10 protein-coding genes and 3 rRNA genes are annotated in these 21,309 nt (G+C 68.0%); 9 read left to right on the top strand and 4 right to left on the bottom strand.

What is annotated here, in order from left to right; genetic code table 11:
- Positions 1 to 69 precede the first annotated feature (69 nt).
- A complete protein-coding gene (locus FB470_RS05710) occupies positions 70 to 1,794 on the bottom strand; it encodes an NAD+ synthase (RefSeq protein WP_306989307.1) in 1,725 nt (574 codons plus the stop codon).
- Between the two features lie 33 nt (positions 1,795 to 1,827).
- Positions 1,828 to 4,149: an accessory Sec system translocase SecA2 gene (gene secA2, locus FB470_RS05705; protein ID WP_306989306.1), complete on the bottom strand. Its 2,322-nt coding sequence runs from the start codon at positions 4,147 to 4,149 to the stop codon at positions 1,828 to 1,830.
- A gap of 156 nt (positions 4,150 to 4,305) precedes the next feature.
- Between secA2 and FB470_RS05700 the strand changes: the two genes are divergently transcribed.
- Entirely contained in the window at positions 4,306 to 5,856 is a 1,551-nt protein-coding gene (locus tag FB470_RS05700) for an alpha/beta hydrolase (RefSeq protein WP_306999069.1), read from the top strand.
- A 22-nt stretch (positions 5,857 to 5,878) separates the two neighbouring features.
- Complete coding sequence (locus FB470_RS05695) at positions 5,879 to 7,435, top strand: alpha/beta hydrolase (protein WP_306989304.1); 1,557 nt, start codon at positions 5,879 to 5,881, stop codon at positions 7,433 to 7,435.
- 122 nt (positions 7,436 to 7,557) lie between these two features.
- On the opposite strand, the gene FB470_RS05690 is transcribed toward FB470_RS05695, so the two are convergent.
- Complete coding sequence (locus tag FB470_RS05690; protein WP_306989302.1) at positions 7,558 to 8,250, bottom strand: LppX_LprAFG lipoprotein; 693 nt, start codon at positions 8,248 to 8,250, stop codon at positions 7,558 to 7,560.
- Between the two features lie 17 nt (positions 8,251 to 8,267).
- Positions 8,268 to 9,218, bottom strand: a complete 951-nt coding sequence (locus FB470_RS05685; RefSeq protein ID WP_306989301.1) for a GlxA family transcriptional regulator — start codon at positions 9,216 to 9,218, stop codon at positions 8,268 to 8,270.
- Between FB470_RS05685 and FB470_RS05680 the strand changes: the two genes are divergently transcribed.
- From FB470_RS05680 to FB470_RS05650, 7 genes are all read left to right on the top strand, one after another.
- Complete coding sequence (locus FB470_RS05680; protein WP_306989300.1) at positions 9,217 to 10,569, top strand: MFS transporter; 1,353 nt, start codon at positions 9,217 to 9,219, stop codon at positions 10,567 to 10,569. The genes FB470_RS05685 and FB470_RS05680 overlap by 2 nt on opposite strands.
- Before the next feature lie 9 nt (positions 10,570 to 10,578).
- Positions 10,579 to 11,922 carry a type I glutamate--ammonia ligase gene (gene glnA / locus FB470_RS05675; protein ID WP_306989299.1) on the top strand — a complete coding sequence of 448 codons (1,344 nt, stop codon included), beginning with the start codon at positions 10,579 to 10,581 and terminating at the stop codon, positions 11,920 to 11,922.
- Between the two features lie 376 nt (positions 11,923 to 12,298).
- Positions 12,299 to 13,821: ribosomal RNA gene (locus FB470_RS05670) — 16S ribosomal RNA — on the top strand.
- 288 nt (positions 13,822 to 14,109) lie between these two features.
- A 23S ribosomal RNA gene (locus tag FB470_RS05665) occupies positions 14,110 to 17,230 on the top strand.
- Positions 17,231 to 17,306: 76 nt separating this feature from the next.
- Positions 17,307 to 17,423, top strand: a 5S ribosomal RNA gene (gene rrf / locus FB470_RS05660).
- The 16S, 23S and 5S rRNA genes sit together here, the layout of an rRNA operon.
- 87 nt (positions 17,424 to 17,510) lie before the next feature.
- Entirely contained in the window at positions 17,511 to 18,257 is a 747-nt protein-coding gene (locus FB470_RS05655; RefSeq protein ID WP_306989298.1) for a type 1 glutamine amidotransferase, read from the top strand.
- Between the two features lie 39 nt (positions 18,258 to 18,296).
- Positions 18,297 to 21,275, top strand: a complete 2,979-nt coding sequence (locus tag FB470_RS05650) for a bifunctional [glutamine synthetase] adenylyltransferase/[glutamine synthetase]-adenylyl-L-tyrosine phosphorylase (RefSeq protein WP_306989297.1) — start codon at positions 18,297 to 18,299, stop codon at positions 21,273 to 21,275.
- Positions 21,276 to 21,309 lie beyond the last annotated feature (34 nt).

The following is a 21,309-nucleotide window of genomic DNA, read 5'->3' as shown; positions in this document are numbered from 1 at the left end:
CGATACAGAGCCGGTACGGGCTCCGGCGACGAAAGGATGATCGCACCCGGGTCCGACAATTTCGGCGCCTCAGAGCGAGCGCTGTTCCCCTTCCCGCCAGCGATTCGTGATCGGCAGGCGCCGGTCTCGTCCGAAAGCCTTAAAAGTAATCTTCGTACCGATCGGGTATTGGCGCCGTTTGTACTCCGCCCGGTCGACCATTCGGATCACCCGATCGATCGTTTCCGGCGCGAATCCCGCGGCGACGAGTTCTGCGTACCCCCGGTCGCCCTCCACGTAGTCGTCGAGGATGTCGTCCAGCACCGCGTAGTCCGGCAAGGAATCGGTGTCCAGCTGCCCCGGCCGCAGCTCCGCCGACGGCGGTTTCGCAATCGAGTTCTCCGGGATCGGCGGCACTTCGCCCCTTTTCTCCGCCGAGGCGTTCCGCCACCGCGCCAGCGTCCACACGTGCGTCTTGAACACGTCCTTGATCGGCGCGAACCCACCGACCGCGTCCCCGTACATCGTCGAGTACCCGACGGCCAGCTCGGTCTTGTTGCCGGTCGCGAGCACCAGATGTCCCTCCTGATTGGATAGTGACATCAGGAGCATCCCGCGCACCCTGGCCTGGATGTTCTGCTCGGCGAGCCCGCTCAACCCCAGCCCGTCGACGTACACCCGCACCATGTCCTCGACCGGTTCCACCCGGAAGTGGCATCCCAGCCGCCGCGCCAGTTCCGCCGCGTCGTCGCGGGAGTGCGCGGACGAGTACCGCGACGGCATCGACACCCCGTGCACCGAGTCCGGCCCCAGCGCGTCGACCGCGAGCGCCGCCGTCACCGCCGAGTCGATCCCACCGGAGAACCCGAAGATCACCGAGCGGAACCCGTTCTTGTGCACGTAGTCGCGCAGTCCGACGACGAGCGCCGACCACACCTCCGCCTCGTCGGACAACGGCTCGCTCACCGGCGGAACCGCCCTCTCGTAGCCCGGCACCGGTTCCGCCGACAACACCCGCCGCCGCACCGCAAGCCCGCCGAACGTCCCCTCCGCACCGGAGCCGCCGCCCACCGACAGGTCCGCCACCAGCAGGTGCTCGACGAACTGCGGCGCTCGCGCGAGCAGTTCCCCGTCCGCCCCGACCACGAACGAGTCGCCGTCGAACACGAGGTCGTCCTGCCCGCCTACCTGGTTCGCGTAGACCAGGGGAGCGCCCGCCTCCGCCGCCCGGCGCGCGACGAGCGGCAACCGGATGTCGTCCTTGGACCGCTCGTACGGCGACGCGTTCGGCGACACCACGACGTCCACGCCGGCCGCGCCCAGCGCGGACACCGGGCCGCCGTCCTGCCAGAGGTCCTCGCAGATCACCATGCCGATGTCGACGCCGTGGAACCGCACCACGTCCAGCGTCCGCCCGGCCTTGAACCACCGCTGTTCGTCGAACACCCCGTAGTTGGGCAGGTGGTGCTTGAACTGGCGCGCGACGACCTCACCCTGCCACAGGGCTGCCGCCGCGTCCCGGGGGCCAGCCGGGTCGGCGTCGAGGTACCCCACGTAGACCAGCAGCTCGCCGCAGCCGGCGTCGGCCAGCGAAACCGCCGCCTCGTCCACCATCCGCCGGGACGCCTCCGCGAACGTCGCCCGCAGCGCGAGGTCCTCGACCGGATACCCGGTCAGCGACATCTCGGGGAAGACGACGACGTGCGCCCCCGCCTCGGCGGCCTTGCGGGTCCACGCCACGGTCTGGGTGGCGTTGGCCGCGAGGTCGCCGACGGTGGGGTTCACCTGGGCCAGCGCGATGCGGAGTTGCGGCATCACCCCATTGTCGGCCACACCCCGCGCGCCGGCTCAGTTCTTCTTGTGCCGCAACAGGCTGCGCACCTGCCGCAGGGTCTCCTCGAAGCCGGCGTCGAACGGCGCGTCGTGCACCAGGTAGGTCCACGTCGAGCTGGCCCGCCGTACGCCGGAGGCGACCAGGTCGATCCCGTCGTCGCCGATCTCCGCGTCCGTGAGCGTCTCGAGCGACCGCTCCTTGATCGCCGGCACGATCTTGCGGAACTCGGGGATCGCGATGCGGTGGAACTCGTCGAGCGGGGTCTCCCGCGCGAGCGCCCGCAGGTGGATGCTCTCCCGCACGTCGGTCAGGAACGCCAGGTGGTCCGACCACAGCTGGTCCAGGTGGTACAGCATGATCTCGCGGCAGGTCTGCTTCGCCCTGTCCTCGCCGACCTTCTCGACCAGCTCGTCGTAGCGCTTCGAGCCCTCGAGCACCTCCGCGGCCTCGTCGGTGCGCAGCAGCTTGTCGCGGTACTCCAGCAGCTCGCGCCGCTGGTGCTCGATCAGCCGCGTGTAGCGCCAGGTGTTGCGGTGGATCTCCAGGTCGACGCCCTCGGCGACGCGCTGGGCGTGGTCGATGTGCCGCTTCGCCGCCGGGTCGGTGATCTCGCCCGTCTCGTCGTCGGCGTCGATGCCGTCCGGCACGTCCGGCGCGTTGGAGGTGACGAGTTCGTCGTTGAGGCTGGCGAAGAACACCGCGCTGCCCGGGTCGCCCTGCCGCCCCGATCGGCCGCGCAGCTGCCCGTCCAGACGGCTCGACGGGTACCGCGCGGTGCCGATGACGTGCAGACCGCCCAGCTCGGCGACGCGCTCGCGGTCCTCGCCGTCGGCTCCGCCGAGCCGGATGTCCGTGCCGCGCCCGGCCATCTGGGTGGACACGGTGATCGCGCCGTGCTTGCCGGCCTCGGCGATGATCGCCGCTTCCTCGGCGTCGTTGCGCGCGTTCAGCACGACGCACGGCAGCTCGGCCTTCGCCAGCTTCTCGGCGAGCTCCTCGGACTCGGCGACGTCCTGCGTGCCGACCAGGATCGGCCGCCCCGTCTCGTGCACGTCGCGGATCTCCGCGACGATCGCGCGCAGCTTGTGCGACGGCGACGCGAAGACGCGGTCGTCGAGGTCCTCGCGGATGTTCGGCTTGTTCGGCGGGATGACCGCCACCTCGAGCGAGTAGAACTCGCGCAGCTGCTCGGCCACCGCGACCGCGGTACCGGTCATGCCCGCGACCTGGGGGTACCGCGCGATGAGGCCCTGCACGGTGATCGAGTCCAGGATCTCCCCGCGGTCGGTGGGCGCGACCTGCTCCTTCGCCTCGACCGCGGCCTGCAGGCCGTCCGGCCACCGCTGCAGCTCGGCGACGCGCCCGCGGGAGGCGTTGATCAGCTCGACCTTGCCGTCGCGCACGAGGTAGTCGACGTCGCGGGTGAGCAGCGCGTGCGCGTGCAGCGCGACGTTCACCGCGGCCAGCCGGTCGGAGCCGGACTCGCTGTAGAGGTCGACGCCGCCGAGTGCCTTCTCCACGACCGACGCGCCGGCCGTGGTCAGCCAGGCGTTGCGGCCGTCGGTGTCGGTCTCGTAGTGCAGGCCCAGGCGCAGCCGCCGGACGACGTTGGCGACCTCGGTGTCCGCGACGGCCTGGTCCACCGACCCGGCCATGACCAGCGGCACCCGCGCCTCGTCGACGAGCACCGAGTCGGCCTCGTCGATGATCGCGACCTCGGGCTCGGGCTGGACGGCGTCGTCGGCGCGGGTGACCAGGCGGTCGCGCAGCATGTCGAACCCGATCTCGCTGACCGCGCCGTAGGTGACCTCGGCTTCGTAGGCCGCGCGCCGCTCCTCGCGGGTCAGGCTGCCGTCGACCCAGCCGACGCTGACGCCGAGCAGGTCGTAGACCGGCTTCATCCACTCGCCGTCGCGGCGGGCCAGGTAGTCGTTGACGGAGATGACGTGCACCCGCTTGCCCTGCAGCGCGTAACCGGCCGCGGCCAGCGCACCGGCGAGCGTCTTGCCCTCACCGGTCTGCATCTGCACGACGTGCCCGGACAGCAGGCCCATCGTGCCGAGCAGCTGGACGTCGAACGCGCGCTCACCGAGCGCCCGCCGCGCGGCCTCGCGGCCGAGCGCGCACAGCTCGACCAGCTGCCGGTCGCCGAGCTCGGCCTCCGGCCGGAGCTTGCCGGCGCGTTCGGTCAGCTCGGCGTCGCCGAGCTTCTCGAGTTCGGGTTCGAGTGCCTCGATGTCCGGAAGCAGGGCCTCGTAGCGCGACAGCTCGACGCTGCCCGGACGCTCGATGAGCCGGCGAAGCCGCTTGCCCATTCGGCTGATCAGTGCTGGCACCCGTGGTCTCCTGTCCTTCTAGCGCGCGATCCACCTGCCAACGAGGTGGCGGTGCACCTGTGTTCCCACTCAGGATGGCACGATCACGACGTGCCCTTCCTTCAGCGAGCCAGGTCCCGGACCGTCCGAGCCGTCGTCCTCGGCACCTGCCTGCTGGTGCCGGTCGCCGCCTGCACGTCACCGGAGCCGGCGCCGACTCCGGCGCCGACGGTGACGACCGAGTCGGCCGGACCGGCCGGGCCGGTGCCCGCGGGACTGGACAAGTTCTACGCACAGCCGTTGACCTGGGGCGACTGTGCACCTTACGCGACTTCCGACGACATCAGATCCGCCTTCGGCCGGAAGGATCTGCAGTGCGCCCGGCTGACGGTGCCGCTGGACTACGCCAAACCCCAGGGCGACACGATCACGATCGGCGTGCTGCGGCACAAGGCGACGGGGAACCGCATCGGTTCACTGGTGATCAACCCCGGTGGCCCCGGCGCCTCCGGCATGTACGCCGCGGCCGGGCTCGCGTCCCAGGTCGGCAACACCGAGCTCGGCAAGCGGTTCGACCTGGTCGGCTTCGACCCGCGCGGGATCGGCGCCAGCCAGCCCGAGGTGACCTGCCTGACGGACGCCGAACGCGACCACGAGCGCACCGAGGACTTGGAGGCCGACGGCTCGCCCGCGGGCGTGGCCCGCCAGGACGCCGACTCCAAGGAGTTCGCCGCCAAGTGCGCGGAGCGGACCAAGTTCGGTACCGAGATGCTGGAAAACCTGGGCACGCGGGACGTCGTCAAGGACATGGACGTGCTGCGGTCCGCGCTGGGCGAGGAGAAGCTGACCTACCTCGGCTACTCCTACGGCACGCGACTCGGCTCCACCTACGCCGAGGCCTTCCCGCGCAACGTGCGCGCGATGGTGCTCGACGGCGCGCTGGACCCGAACCAGGACGAGGTCGAGTCGCTGGTCGAGCAGGGCCAGGGCTTCGGTGTCGCGTTCAACGAGTTCGCCAAGTGGTGCGCCGCCCGCCGCGACTGCGCCCTCGGTCCGAATCCGGCGGCCGCGACGCAGGTCTTCCAGAGCCTCGTGCGCCCGTTGATCGACAAGCCGGTCCGGCTCGGCGACGGGCGCGAGCTGAGCTACGGCGACGCCACGATCGGCGCGATCCAGGCGCTGTACTCGCAGCAGCTGTGGACGACGCTGAACTCGGGCCTCAACGAGCTGAAGACCGGTCAGGGCGCCACCCTGATGGCCCTGGCCGACCAGTACAACGAGCGCGACCGCAGTGGCCACTACACCAACACGCAGGACGCCTTCACCGCCGTCCGCTGCGTCGACGACCCGCCGGTCACCGACCGCGCCGAGGTGCTGGCGGCGTCGAACCGCTACGACCAGGTGGCGCCCTTCCTCGACGACGGCCGGCCCAACGGCGCGGCACTCGACCCGTGCGCGTTCTGGCCGGTGCCCAACACCTCGCAGCCGCACGAGCCGCACGTCGACGGCCTCCCGCCGGTCCTGGTGATCTCGACCACCAACGATCCGGCCACCCCGTACCAGGCGGGGGTGAACCTCGCGAAGGCGATGAAGGGGGCACTGCTGACGTTCGAGGGCACCCAGCACACCGTTTTCCTGCAGGGCAACTCGTGCGTGGACGACATCGGCAGCGCCTACCTGATCAAGGGCGATCTGCCGGCGGAGGGCACGCGCTGTACCGCTCAGTGACCGGACTGGCACGATGTGGGAGATGCGTTTCTCCCGCCGACGGACGCTGATCACCGCGGGCCTGCTGGCCGGCGCGCTGACCGCGTGCACCACGCAGGCCACGCCACCACCACCGCCGCCTCCCTCACCGGTGGCGGACACGCACGCCCTCGACCGCTTCTACGACCAGAAGCTCGACTGGGGCGACTGCGCCACCTACGCGACCGGGCAGCAGAGCCAGGACGCGTTCCGCGCGCCCGGCGTGGAATGCGCCCGGCTGACCGTGCCGCTGGACTACGCGAACCCGCGTGGCGAGACGATCACGGTCGGCGTGCTGCGGCACAAGGCGCTCGACCCGGCACACCGGATCGGGTCCCTCGTGATGAACCCGGGCGGCCCGGGCGGGTCCGGGATGGAGGCGGCCGCGCGGCTGGTCCCGACCGTGGTCAACAACGCGATCGGGCTGCGGTTCGACTTCGTCGGGTTCGACCCGCGCGGCGTCGGCGCGAGCCGGCCGCGCGTGCAGTGCCTCACCGACGCCGAACGCGACGCGGACCGGGCGAGCAACCCGGGGCTCATCGACGCCACCTGGACCTACCAGGCCCGCGACTACGCGGCGAAGTGCGCGCAGCGGACCGAACACGGCGCGGCGATGCTGGCGAACATGGGCACCCGCGACGTGGTCAAGGACCTCGACGTGCTGCGCGCCGCGCTGGGCGACGACAAGCTGAGCTACCTCGGTTACTCCTACGGCACCCAGGTCGGCTACAGCTACGCGGAAGCGTTCCCGCAGCGGGTGCGCGCCCTGCTCCTCGACGGGGCGATCGACCCGGCCGCCGACGACCCGGACTCGCTCGTCGCGCAGGCCACCGGGTTCTCGCACGCGTTCGGCCAGTTCGCCGCGGAGTGCGCGCGGCACGCCGGCTGCGCGCTGGGCAGTGATCCGGCGAAGGCGCAGACCGAGTTCGAGAACCTGGTCCAGCCGCTGATCGCCGCGCCGATGAGGACGGGCGACGGGCGCGTGCTGTCCTACCGCGACGCGATCACCGGCGTGGTCGAGGCGATGTACTCGAGCCAGTCGTGGCCGTTCCTGAACACCGGACTCGGCCTGTTGCGCCAGGGCGACGGCTCGGTCCTGCTCCGGCTCGCCGACAGCTACTACGAGCGCGCGGCCGACGGACGGTACTCGTCACTGCAGGACGCGTACTACGCCGTGCGCTGCGTGGACAACCCGCGTGTCACGGATCCGGCGGCGGTCCGGCAGCGGATGATCGACGCTGCGCCGTTTCTCGGCTGGGGCCGGCCGGACCAGGGCGAGCTCGACGTGTGCGCGTCCTGGCCGGTGCCGAGCACGTCCCAGCCGCACCGCCCGACGGCGACCCCGGCGGCGCCACCGCTGGTCATCTCGACCACCGACGACCCGGTCACCCCGTACCAGGCGGGCGTCACCCTGGCGAACCTCTTCCACGGCGGCCTGCTGACCGTGGACGGCACCCAGCACACCGCTTTCCTGCACGGCAACACGTGCGTGGACGTCGCCGGCCTGGACTACCTGGTGGACGGCTCCCAGCCCGAGCCGGGTACCCGCTGCCGGGTCTAGCGGTGTCTGACCGACGTTGCGGCCGCGGTGCCTGGCCTGGCCAGCTGGCTCGGGGATCACCGCGGTGATGCCGGGGGCGCGCAGTTGTCCCTGGATCGCTGGCCGGGTGCCGGCTCGGCCGCCTAGCCGCGGGTCGTCGTCCCGACCGGGACGTTCTGGTCGGACAGCGCCAGCTCCAGCTGGATCGCGCCCTCGTTCGGCTGGCGCGGCGGCACCTGGATCCACACGCGCACCAGGTTGCGCGGCTCGGCCTGCGTGACCCAGAACTTGACGTCCACGTCGGCCTGGATGCCGGGGACGACGCTCGAGATGACGTCCTTCGCCAGCTTCCCGGTGACGCGGTAGGCCTCCACGCCGAGGACGTCTTCCTTGGTCTCGGTCTTCAACGCGGTCGCGTCCGCCAGCAGCTTGGGCAGGCCGCGGTCGGGCCCGAGCATCGTCACCGGGTTGTAGTCCGCGGGCACCGGGGCCTGCGTCTGCCGTCCCTTCTTGTCGGTGAGGAACAGCGTCTCGCCGGCCAGCACGTAGTCCAGCTCGAAGCGGTCCGCGGATGCCTGCACGTCGGCCTGCCCGATCGCGGTGCCGTGCGGCCCGCCGTCCTTGCTGGCCTGCCCTTTGACCTCGCGGATGTCCAGGCCGGGGATGGTCGAGCTGACACTGAAGTCGAACCGCACGCTGCGCACCCCGTTCAGGCTCGCCTCGGCGGCGTCCACGAGCGCGCGCCCCTCGGGCAGCGGCTGCTCGGGGGCCGACGAGCACGCTGCGGACAGCGCCAGGACGAGGGCGAGGACACCGGCGGTGCGTCGGCGGAGCATGCGCCCAACGGTAGCGATCAGCGGCGGGCGAAGGTGCGGCGGTAGGCCAGCGGGGCGACGCCGATGGCCGCGTTGAGGTGCTGCCGCAGGGATGCCGCGGTCCCCAGGCCGGCCTCGGCGGCGACCCGCTCGACGGGCAGGTCCGTGGTCTCCAGCAGGTGCCGGGCGTGCAGCACGCGCTGCTGGTTCAGCCACGCCCGCGGCGACTGGCCGGTCTCCGCGCGGAAGCGGCGGCTGAAGGTGCGCACGCTCATGCCGGCGTGCCGGGCCAGCGCGGCCAGGTCGAGCGGTTCGCCGAGCCGTTCCAGCACCCAGGCGCGTGTCGCCGCGGTGCTGCCGTCCCCGTCGGGGAGGGGCTGGTCGATGAACTGCGATTGCCCGCCGTCGCGCCACGGCGGCACCACGCAGTGCCGGGCGACCTGGTTGGCGACCGCGCTGCCGTGGTCGGAGCGCACGATGTGCAGGCACAGGTCCACCCCGGCGGCGAGGCCGGCCGAGGTGAGGACGTCGCCGTCGTCCACGAACAGCACGTTCTCGTCCAGGTCGACCTTCGGGTAGAGCTGCCGGAAGGAGGCCGCGTACGCCCAGTGTGTCGTCGCGCGGCGCCCGTCGAGGACTCCGGCGGCGCCCAGCACGAAGGCGCCGGTGCAGATCGACACGAGCCGGGCCGACGGGGGGATCCGGGCCAGCGCCGCGGCCAGTTCGGGCGAGAGCACACCCTCCTGCCGGGGACCGTGGACGCGGGTGCCGGGAATCACGACGGTGTCGGCGTCGTCCAGCGCTTCCGGCCCGTGGCCGAGGTGCGCGTCGTAGCCGTAGCTGACGCGCACCGGCTGGTGGTCGACACCGCAAACCCGCACGTCGTAGAGCTTCTCGCCGTCCTGACCCGCGGCACCGAAGACGAGCGGAGCGATGTTCAGGTCGTACCCGACGACCTCCGGGATCGCGAGGACCACAACGCGGTGCATGGCCGGATTCTTGCACATATTGGCGCTCCGGCCACTCGTCGAAGTGCTGTCGATCGACGACGCTGTTCCGGTGACGAGAACGAAGTCGCGCATCCACCCGGCCTGGTTCGTCGCCTTCGCGGCTTTTGTCGCGCTGGTCGGCGCCGCCGGTTTCCGCGCAACGCCCAGTGTGCTGATCGACCCGCTGCACCAGGAGTTCGGCTGGTCGACGACCACGATTTCGGCCGCGGTGTCGATCAACCTCCTGCTGTACGGCCTGACCGCGCCGTTCGCCGCGGCCCTGATGGAGCGGCTGGGCATGCGCCGCGTGGTCGTCGGCGCGCTCGTCCTGGTCGCGGCGGGCAGCGGGCTGACGGTCTTCATGACCGCGAGCTGGCAGCTGCTGCTGTGCTGGGGCGTGCTCGTCGGCCTGGGCACCGGCTCGATGGCGCTCGCGTTCGTGGCGACCGTGACCGCCCGCTGGTTCGTCCGCCACCGCGGCCTGGTCAGCGGCGTCCTGACCGCCGCGGGCGCCGCCGGGCAGCTGGTGTTCCTGCCGGTCCTGGCGGCACTGGCCACGCACGAGGGGTGGCGCACCGCGTCGTTGGTGGTCGCCTTCGCCGCGCTCGCGGTCGTCCCGATCACGCTGATCTTCCTGCGCGACCACCCGAGCGAGATCGGCCTGACCGCGTACGGCGCGACCGAAGCCGAGGAGGTGCCGCCGTCGTCCGGAGCGGGCCGGCGCGCGCTGCAGGTGCTGGGACAGGCCGCGAAGACGCGCGCGTTCTGGCTGCTCGCGGGCGGGTTCGCGATCTGCGGGGCGTCCACCAACGGCCTGATCCAGACCCATTTCGTCCCCGCGGCGCACGAGCACGGCATGCCGCCCACCACCGCGGCCTCGCTGCTGGCGCTGGTGGGGGTCTTCGACGTGGCCGGCACGATCGCTTCCGGCTGGTTCACCGACCGGGTCAACCCGCGGATCCTGCTCGGCGTCTACTACTTCCTGCGCGGCGGGTCGCTGCTCCTGCTGCCGCACCTCTTCGCGCCGACCACCCAGCCGCCGATGTGGGCGTTCATCGTCTTCTACGGCCTGGACTGGGTGGCCACGGTGCCGCCGACGGTGGCGCTGGCCCGCGAGCACTTCGGCCTGAGCGGTCCCATCGTGTTCGGCTGGGTCTTCGCCTCCCACCAGGTCGGCGCCTCGATCGCCGCGGTGGGCGCCGGCCTGATCCACGACCACGCCGGGAGTTACGACCTCGCGTGGTACATCTCGGGCGGGTTGTGCGCTCTGGCGGCGGTGATGTCCCTGCTCATTCCCTCGGTGGTGGCAGCGCGCGAACCACGAAACATGCCGTTAACACGCCCTGCGTAGGGTGCGGCCATGGATCGCCAGCAGGAGTTCGTGCTGCGCACGCTGGAAGAACGTGACATCCGGTTCGTCCGACTGTGGTTCACCGACGTCTTGGGGTTCCTCAAGTCGGTGGCCGTCGCCCCGGCCGAGCTCGAGGGCGCGTTCAGTGACGGGATCGGGTTCGACGGCTCCGCCATCGAGGGGTTCGCGCGCGTCTACGAGTCGGACATGATCGCCAAGCCCGACCCGTCCACGTTCCAGGTGCTGCCCTGGGAGACACCGGAGGGCGGGCACTACTCCGCGCGCATGTTCTGCGACATCGCCATGCCCGACGGGTCACCGTCCTGGGCCGACCCGCGGCACGTGCTGAGGCGGCAGCTGTCGAAGGCCGGCGAGGCCGGGTTCACCTGCTACGTGCACCCGGAGATCGAATTCTTCCTGCTCTCGTCGTTGCCCTCGGACGGCAGCGAGCCCGAGCCCGCGGACAACGGCGGGTACTTCGACCAGGCCAGCCACGCCACCGCGACGCACTTCCGTCGCCACGCCATCGAGGCGCTGGAGGCGATGGGCATCTCGGTCGAGTTCAGCCACCACGAGGGCGCGCCCGGGCAGCAGGAGATCGACCTGCGCTACGCCGACGCACTGACCATGGCCGACAACGTCATGACCTTCCGGTACGTGGTGAAGGAGGTCGCGCTCACCCAGGGGGTGCGGGCGACGTTCATGCCCAAGCCGTTCACCGAGCAACCCGGTTCGGGGATGCACACGCACGTGTCGTTGTTCGAGGGCGACCGCAACGCGTTCCACAACCCCGAGGACCCGTACGAGTTGTCCGAGACGGGCAAGGCGTTCGTGGCCGGCCTGCTCTACCACGCCCGCGAGATCTCCGCGGTGACCAACCAATGGGTGAACTCGTACAAGCGGCTGATCAGCGGGGGAGAGGCGCCGACCACGGTGTCCTGGGGCCGGGCGAACCGGTCCGCGCTGGTGCGGGTGCCGAACTACTCGCCGGGCAAGGCGTCGTCGCGGCGGGTCGAGATCCGCACGATCGACTCGGCCTGCAACCCCTACCTCGCCTACTCGGTCGTGATCGCCGCCGGGTTGAAGGGCATCGAGAAGGGGTACGAGCTGCCGCCGGCGGCCGAGGACAACATCTGGTCGATGAGCGATGCCGAACGCCGGGCCGCCGGCTACGACCAGCTGCCGCAGAACCTCGGCGAGGCGCTCGCCGAGATGGAGAAGTCCGAACTGCTGCCCGACGCACTGGGCGAGCACGTCTACGACTTCTTCCTCCGGAACAAGCGCGCGGAGTGGGACGCCTACCGCCGCTCGGTGACGCCGTACGAGCTGAGGACCCTGCTACCCGTGCTCTGACCAGGGGAAATGCCGTTTAGGGACCCCCCTGTTCGAGGGGGGTTCCGGGGCATGTAATCTTCTCTTCGTCGCCAGGGAGACCGGGACGACGGGGCCGAAAGCCCCGGCGGACGGGCCAGGGGCGGGCGGTGTTGACACCGCGAACCGCACCGGGTAAAGTTCTTGGTCGGCCCGCGGGTGGGTCGCCAACCACTACTACTAAACCAGTAGGGTTGCTGACGCCCTCCGCAGACAAACAAAGCTTGGCAGAAGCAGCAGCTTCGTGTTGTTTGAGAACTCAACAGTGTATTGATGAGCTAAAGCCAGTTTGATTAGCTAGAACCCTTTGTGGGTTCCTTTGAGGCTATGAATCATAGCCGGGTTTGATTTTCTGACATTGTTGGAGAGTTTGATCCTGGCTCAGGACGAACGCTGGCGGCGTGCTTAACACATGCAAGTCGAACGCTGAACCGGTTTCGGCCGGGGATGAGTGGCGAACGGGTGAGTAACACGTGGGTAACCTGCCCTGTACTTTGGGATAAGCCCTGGAAACGGGGTCTAATACCGAATATGACCTTGCGCCGCATGGTGTGGGGTGGAAAGTTTCGGCGGTACGGGATGGGCCCGCGGCCTATCAGCTTGTTGGTGGGGTGATGGCCTACCAAGGCGACGACGGGTAGCCGGCCTGAGAGGGTGTCCGGCCACACTGGGACTGAGACACGGCCCAGACTCCTACGGGAGGCAGCAGTGGGGAATATTGCACAATGGGCGGAAGCCTGATGCAGCGACGCCGCGTGAGGGATGACGGCCTTCGGGTTGTAAACCTCTTTCGCCAGGGACGAAGCGTAAGTGACGGTACCTGGAGAAGAAGCACCGGCTAACTACGTGCCAGCAGCCGCGGTAATACGTAGGGTGCAAGCGTTGTCCGGAATTATTGGGCGTAAAGAGCTCGTAGGCGGCTTGTCGCGTCTGCTGTGAAAATCCGGGGCTTAACTCCGGACCTGCAGTGGATACGGGCAGGCTTGAGTTCGGTAGGGGAGACTGGAATTCCTGGTGTAGCGGTGAAATGCGCAGATATCAGGAGGAACACCGGTGGCGAAGGCGGGTCTCTGGGCCGATACTGACGCTGAGGAGCGAAAGCGTGGGGAGCGAACAGGATTAGATACCCTGGTAGTCCACGCTGTAAACGTTGGGCGCTAGGTGTGGGTGACTTCCACGTTGTCCGTGCCGTAGCTAACGCATTAAGCGCCCCGCCTGGGGAGTACGGCCGCAAGGCTAAAACTCAAAGGAATTGACGGGGGCCCGCACAAGCGGCGGAGCATGTGGATTAATTCGATGCAACGCGAAGAACCTTACCTGGGCTTGACATGCACTGGAAACCGGCAGAGATGTCGGCCCCCTTGTGGCCGGTGTGCAGGTGGTGCATGGCTGTCGTCAGCTCGTGTCGTGAGATGTTGGGTTAAGTCCCGCAACGAGCGCAACCCTTGTCCTGTGTTGCCAGCGCGTAATGGCGGGGACTCGCGGGAGACTGCCGGGGTCAACTCGGAGGAAGGTGGGGATGACGTCAAGTCATCATGCCCCTTATGTCCAGGGCTTCACACATGCTACAATGGCTGGTACAGAGGGCTGCGATACCGTGAGGTGGAGCGAATCCCTTAAAGCCGGTCTCAGTTCGGATCGCAGTCTGCAACTCGACTGCGTGAAGTCGGAGTCGCTAGTAATCGCAGATCAGCAACGCTGCGGTGAATACGTTCCCGGGCCTTGTACACACCGCCCGTCACGTCATGAAAGTCGGTAACACCCGAAGCCCATGGCCCAACCCCGCTTGCGGGGAGGGAGTGGTCGAAGGTGGGACTGGCGATTGGGACGAAGTCGTAACAAGGTAGCCGTACCGGAAGGTGCGGCTGGATCACCTCCTTTCTAAGGAGCACAACACATCCACGCTCACTGTGGTGGGACGTGGAGTGGCCAGGCTGAACGCCCGTGTGTGGTGTTGTCTGGTTGCTCGAGGAATTGTGGACGGCTGGCTGATGCTCATCGCTTGTACCAAGGGTTCGTTTAGTACTGCCGGCTTCGGTTGGTGTGGAACGAGGGTCCACGGTGTGGGTGGTGGGTGCTTGTTGATACGCTGTTGGGTCCTGAGGCAACACGTGTGTTGTTTCTGGGTGTGGTGTTTGAGAATTGCAGAGTGGATGCGAGCATCTTTGTGGTCAAGTTGTTAAGGGCACATGGTGGATGTCTTGGCATCAGGAGCCGATGAAGGACGTGGGAGGCTGCGATAAGCCTCGGGGAGCTGTCAACCGAGCTGTGATCCGAGGGTGTCCGAATGGGGAAACCCAGCACCTGTTATGAGGTGTTACCCGCATCTGAATATATAGGGTGCGTGGAGGGAACGCGGGGAAGTGAAACATCTCAGTACCCGTAGGAAGAGAAAACACTAGTGATTCCGTGAGTAGTGGCGAGCGAAAGCGGAGGAGGCTAAACCGTGCGCATGTGATACCTGTCAGGGGTTGTGTGTGCGGGGTTGTGGGACCTGCCTTCCAGGAGCTGACACTCCTGGCATGATGCCGCGCAGTTAGTGGAACCGCCTGGGATGGTGGACCGGAGTGGGTGAGAGTCCCGTACGCGAAAGCTGTGTTGGTGTTGTGTGGTGGTGTTCCCGAGTAGCAGCGAGCTCGTGGAATTTGCTGTGAATCTGCCGGGACCACTCGGTAAGCCTAAATACTTCCTGGTGACCGATAGCGGACGAGTACCGTGAGGGAAAGATGAAAAGTACCCCGGGAGGGGAGTGAAAGAGTACCTGAAACCGTGTGCCTACAAGCCGTCAGAGCGAAGCTTTGGTTTTGTGATGGCGTGCCTTTTGAAGAATGAGCCTGCGAGTTAGTGCTGCGTGGCGAGGTTAACCCGTGTGGGGTAGCCGTAGCGAAAGCGAGTCTGAATAGGGCGTGTGAGTCGCGTGGTCTAGACCCGAAGCGGAGTGATCTACCCATGGCCAGGCTGAAGCGAGGGTAAGACCTCGTGGAGGGCCGAACCCACCAGGGTTGAAAACCTGGGGGATGAGTTGTGGGTAGGGGTGAAAGGCCAATCAAACTCCGTGATAGCTGGTTCTCCCCGAAATGCATTTAGGTGCAGCGTCGCATGTTTCGTGGTGGGGGTAGAGCTACTGGATGGCCTAGGGGCCTTACCGGGTTACCGAAGTCAACCAAACTCCGAATACCATCACGTGAGAGTGCGGCAGTGAGACGGCGGGGGATAAGCTTCGTCGTCGAGAGGGAAACAGCCCAGAACACCGGCTAAGGCCCCTAAGTGTGTGCTTAGTGGGAAAGGATGTGGGGTCGCCGAGACAACCAGGAGGTTGGCTTAGAAGCAGCCATCCTTGAAAGAGTGCGTAATAGCTCACTGGTCAAGTGGTCCTGCGCCGATAATGTAGCGGGGCTGAAGTACACCGCCGAAGCCGTGTCAATGACACATATACATCCGCGCAATGCTTTGAGTGTTGTGTGCAGTGGTGTTGTTGGGTAGGGGAGCGTCCTGCATCCAGAGAAGCGGCCGCGGAAGCGAGTCGTGGAGGGTGTGGGAGTGAGAATGCAGGCATGAGTAGCGAATGCAGAGTGGGAAACTCTGCCGCCGGATGACCAAGGGTTCCTGGGTCAAGTTAATCTGCCCAGGGTAAGTCGGGACCTAAGGCGAGGCCGACAGGCGTAGTCGATGGACAACGGGTTGATATTCCCGTACCCGCGTATGTTCGCCCATGACGAGGCGCATGATACTAACCACCCGAGCTGCCGGCGGCCTTCGGGCCAATGGTGGTGAGCGTGGGGCCTGAGTGTGTAGTAGTCAAGCGATGGGGTGACGCAGGAAGGTAGCTCCGCCAGTGAGTGGTTGTACTGGTGTAAGCGTGTAGGACGAGTGGTAGGTAAATCCGCTGCTCATAGAGTCTGAGACGTGATGCGTAGCCGTTGAGGCGAAGTAGGGTGATCCTCTGCTGCCGAGAAAAGCCTCTAGCGAGAACATGTGCGGCCCGTACCCCAAACCGACACAGGTGGTCAGGTAGAGAATACTAAGGCGGTCGGGTGAACTGTGGTTAAGGAACTCGGCAAAATGCCCCCGTAACTTCGGGAGAAGGGGGGCCAAAGCACTTGAAGCCCCGTGCGGGCTAGGGTGAGTTGGCCGCAGAGACCAGCGGAAAGCGACTGTTTACTAAAAACACAGGTCCATGCGAAGTCGTAAGACGATGTATATGGACTGACGCCTGCCCGGTGCTGGAACGTTAAGAGGACCGGTTAGCTCTCTTCGGGGGGCGAAGCTGAGAATTTAAGCGCCAGTAAACGGCGGTGGTAACTATAACCATCCTAAGGTAGCGAAATTCCTTGTCGGGTAAGTTCCGACCTGCACGAATGGCGTAACGACTTTCCGGCTGTCTCAACCACAGGCCCGGTGAAATTGCACTACGAGTAAAGATGCTCGTTACGCGCGGCAGGACGGAAAGACCCCGGGACCTTTACTATAGCTTGGTATTGGTTTTCGGTTCGGCTTGTGTAGGATAGGTGGGAGACTGTGAAGCTTGGACGCTAGTTCGGGTGGAGTCGTTGTTGAAATACCACTCTGGTCGGATTGGGAATCTAACCTAGGGCCCTGATCGGGTTCAGGGACAGTGCCTGGTGGGTAGTTTAACTGGGGCGGTTGCCTCCTAAAAGGTAACGGAGGCGCCCAAAGGTTCCCTCAGCCTGGTTGGCAATCAGGTGTTGAGTGTAAGTGCACAAGGGAGCTTGACTGTGAGACTGACGGGTCGAGCAGGTGCGAAAGCAGGGACTAGTGATCCGGCATCTCCTGGTGGAAGGGATGTCGCTCAACGGATAAAAGGTACCCCGGGGATAACAGGCTGATCTTGCCCAAGAGTCCATATCGACGGCATGGTTTGGCACCTCGATGTCGGCTCGTCGCATCCTGGGGCCGGAGTAGGTCCCAAGGGTTGGGCTGTTCGCCCATTAAAGCGGCACGCGAGCTGGGTTTAGAACGTCGTGAGACAGTTCGGTCCCTATCCGCCGCGCGCGTAGGAGACTTGAGGAAGGCTGTCCCTAGTACGAGAGGACCGGGACGGACGAACCTCTGGTATGCCAGTTGTCACGCCAGTGGCATGGCTGGTTAGCTACGTTCGGAAGGGATAACCGCTGAAGGCATCTAAGCGGGAAGCCTGTTCCTAGATGAGGTCTCCCACCCCTTTGTGGGTTAAGGCCCCCAAGAGACGATTGGGTTGATAGGCCAGACATGGACGCACAGTAATGTGTTTTTGAGTGGACTGGTACTAATAGGCCGAGGACTTGCCCACAAAGCTGCTACGCATCCGCTCTGCAACTCTGAGACACCACACCAGTCTGGAACACTCTGGTGTTGTTTCGGAGAGTTTCGGTGGTCATGGCGGTAGGGAAACGCCCGGTCCCATTCCGAACCCGGAAGCTAAGCCTGCCAGCGCCGATGGTACTGCACCCTCGCGGGTGTGGGAGAGTAGGACACCGCCGAACACAACTTCACAGAAAACCCAGGGGCTTGGTCGAGAACACTTGTTCTCCCAAGCCCCTGGGCCTTTTTCATGCCCTTATCCTGGCGTCATGACGACGCGCCTCCTGGTCCTGCAACCCGACCCCACCGACCCGGTCGGGCCCCTCGGCGACTGGCTCACCGGCGCCGGCGCCGAACTCGACCTCCGGCGCCTCCCGGACGACCCGATCCCCGCCACCCTCGACGGCTACCAGGGCCTCGTCTGCCTGGGCGGCGGCATGAGCGCCGCCGACGACGCCATCCACCCCTGGCTCGCGGACGTCCGCGCGGTCCTCGCCACCGCGGCACGCACCAACGTCCCCACCCTCGCCATCTGCCTCGGCGCTCAGCTCCTCGCCGACGCGACCGGCGGCCGGGTCGAGCGCGGCGCGGACGGGCCCGAAGTCGGGGCCGCGCTCGTCGCGAAGAAGGACGCGGCCTGGAGCGATCCCCTGTTCGCCGACCTGCCGCTCATGCAGGACGTCATGCACTTCCACACCGACGTCATCACAAGACTTCCGAACGGCGCCGTCCTGCTCGCATCCAACCCCAAGTACGCCAACCAGGCCTTCCGCCTGCACCGCAGCGCCTACGGCATCCAGTTCCACATCGAAACCACCACCCAGGTCGTCCAGGCCTGGGCGGACGAGGCCCCCGACATCGCCGCCACCCGGCCGCCCAGGGTCTTCGACACCGAAACCCTCGACCGCAACCACGCCGACATCGAGGAGACCTGGCGGCCCTTCGTCACCAGGTTCGTCCGGCTGGCCGACGGCGCCCTGGAGAGCGCCCCGCCGCCGTCCCTTCCCCTCACTTGATCGACAACTCCCCGCCCAACCCGGCTACGGTGGACGCTGATGGCAGAGCAGTCACGAGGAGCCGCGTCCCCGGCGCGATACGGCTTCACCGACGACCGGGCCGAGGAGCAACTCCGAGCCGCGGGGTGGTGGACCGACACCGGGCCCGAACGGGCTGCCCTCGACATCCTCGTCGCCCTGTCCCGGAGCGCCGATCCCGACCTGGCGCTGCGCAGCCTCGACCGCATCCGCGAGACCGACGAACCGGGCTGGCCGGAACTCGCCGGCGCGCTGCGGGACAACAAGATCCTCCGCGGCCGGCTCGTCGCCGTCCTCGGTACGTCCAGCGCGCTCGGCGACTTCCTCGTCGGTCACCCGGGCGAGTGGAAACGCCTCGCGACCGACGAGTGCACCGAGGCCGATTGCTACGCGCGGATCATGCTCGACGCCGTCCGCGACGGCGACACCGTCCGCACCGGGCCGGCTGCCGAGACCGCCCTGCGCGCCGCCTACCGCGGTCTCCTCCTGGAGATCGCGGGCACGGACCTGGGCCACCTCGTCGAGGGCAGTCTCGACGCTCCCCGCTACGCCGCGGTGGCCCAGCAGCTCACCGTCCTCGCCGAAGCCGCGCTCATCACCGGCCTCGAGATCGCCCGGGCCGAGCAGGCGCCCAAGGGACTCGGCGACACCCGCCTGGCCGTGATCGCGATGGGCAAGTGCGGCGGGCACGAACTCAACTACGTCAGCGACGTGGACGTCATCTTCGTCGGCGAGGGCGACCTGCAGCTCGCCACCCGCCTGGCCAGCACGATGATGCGGGTCGTCGGCAAGGCCTGCTTCGAGGTCGACGCCGCCCTGCGTCCGGAGGGCAAGGCCGGCGCCCTTGTCCGTACCCTCGAGGGCCACACCGCCTACTACGAGAAGTGGGCGCGGACCTGGGAGTTCCAGGCCCTGCTCAAGGCGCGCCCGGTGGCCGGCGACGCGGAACTGGGCAGCCAGTACGCCGAGATGGTCGCGTCGATGGTGTGGGCGGCCGCCGAGCGGGAGAACTTCGTCGCCGACGTCCAGCAGATGCGCCGACGCGTGGAGGGACACGTTCCGTCCGAACTGGCCGAGCGCGAGCTGAAGCTGGGCCGTGGCGGCCTGCGGGATGTCGAGTTCGCGGTCCAGTTGCTGCAACTCGTCCACGGCCGCGCGGACCCCAGCCTCCGCTCACCCTCGACCGTCGAGGCGCTGGCGGCGCTCGGTGCGGGTGGGTACGTCGGCCGCAGCGACGCCACCGAGCTGACGACCTCCTACGAGTTCCTGCGCACCGTCGAGCACCGGCTCCAGCTGCGGCGCCTCCGCCGCACGCACCTGTTCCCCGACGCCGGCGACGCGGCGGAACTGCGGGTGCTCGGCCGCGCGATCGGGATCCGCCCGGAGATGGGCCGCGGTGAGGGGGACATCCTCCTCGTCGAGTTCCGTCGCCACATCCAGCGCATCCGGCGGCTGCACGAGAAGCTGTTCTACCGCCCGCTGCTGCAGTCGGTGGCGAATGTGTCCACAGAGGACCTCCGGCTGACCACGAAGCAGGCCGCGCAACGGCTGGCGGCCCTCGGCTACGCGGCGCCGGACGGCGCGCTGCAGCACATCCGCGCCCTCACCGCCGGGGTGTCCCGCCGTGCCTCCATCCAGAAGGCGCTGCTGCCCGTGCTGCTCGACCTGCTCGCCGACACCCCGGACCCGGACGGCGGCCTGCTGGCCTACCGCAAGGTGTCCGAGGCGCTGGAGGACACCCCCTGGTACCTGCGGGTGCTGCGGGACGAGGGCGCGGTCGTCGAGCGGCTCGCGTTCCTGCTCGGCACCTCGAAGCTGGTGCCGGACCTGCTCGTGCGTGCACCCGAGGTGCTGCAGCTTCTCGGCGATCCCGCGCGGCTCACCGGTCGCGCGCCCGCCGAGGTCGCGAAATCCCTGCGCGCGACCGTCCGCAGGCAGCCGGGTCTCAACGCCGCGGTGGCGGCGGCCCGGTCGTTGCGGCGTCACGAGATCCTCCGGGTCGCGGCGGCGGACCTGTTGGGCCTGCTGGACGTGCGCGACGTGTGTGAGGCGCTGTCGTCGGTGTGGGTGGCGGTGTTGCAGAGCGCGCTGTCCGCGGCGATCCGCAAGCGCACCGCCGAACTGGGCGGCGAGGCGGCGAAGCTGGCCGTCATCGGCATGGGCCGCCTCGGTGGCGCTGAGCTGGGGTACGGGTCGGACGCCGACGTGCTGTTCGTCTGCGAGCCGGCCGAGGGCGTCGCGGACGGGGACGCGGTGCGGTACGCGTCGTCGGTCGCCGAGATGGTGCGGAAGATGCTCGGCGCGCCGAGCGCCGACCCGCCGTTGCAGGTGGACGCCGACCTGCGCCCGGAGGGGCGCGGTGGGCCCCTGGTGCGCACGCTCGACTCCTACCGCGCGTACTACGCCCGCTGGGGCGAGGTGTGGGAGACGCAGGCCCTGCTCCGCGCCCGGTTCGTCGCCGGCGACGAGGAGCTGGGCGAGCGGTTCATCGAGATGATCGACCCGATCCGCTACCCCGACGGCGGCCTCGACGCCGGCCGGGCGCGGGAGGTGCGGCGCATGAAGGCGCGGGTGGACACCGAGCGGATGCCGCGGGGCGCCGACCCGACCCTGCACACGAAGCTGGGCCGCGGCGGGCTGGCGGACGTCGAGTGGACCGTGCAGCTCTTCCAGCTCCGGCACGCCTTCGAGGTCCCGGACTTGCGGACCACGTCGACGCCGGGGGCGCTGGCCGCGATGGCGGAGGCGGGTCTGGCCGAACCGGACGACACCGCGTCGCTCACCGAGGCGTGGCTGCTCGCGACCCGGGTCCGCAACGCCGCGATGCTGGTCCGCGGCAAGGCGGTGGACCAGGTGCCCGGGTCCGGCCGGGCTCTGGCGGCGGTGGCCCGGATCCTGGGCCAGAGCGCCGACGACGACCCCGGCGAGTTCCTCGACTCCTACCGCCGCACCACCCGGCGGGCGCACGCCGTGGTCGAACGGCTCTTCTACGAGGCCTGACGACGTGGCGAATCTCCCACGCCCGAGGCGCCGT

Origin of the sequence: Amycolatopsis thermophila (assembly GCF_030814215.1) — a bacterium.
GTDB lineage: Bacteria > Actinomycetota > Actinomycetes > Mycobacteriales > Pseudonocardiaceae > Amycolatopsis_E > Amycolatopsis_E thermophila.
Note: the sequence above shows the minus strand (reverse complement) of the source record. Positions and strands in the feature narration are given on the sequence as shown.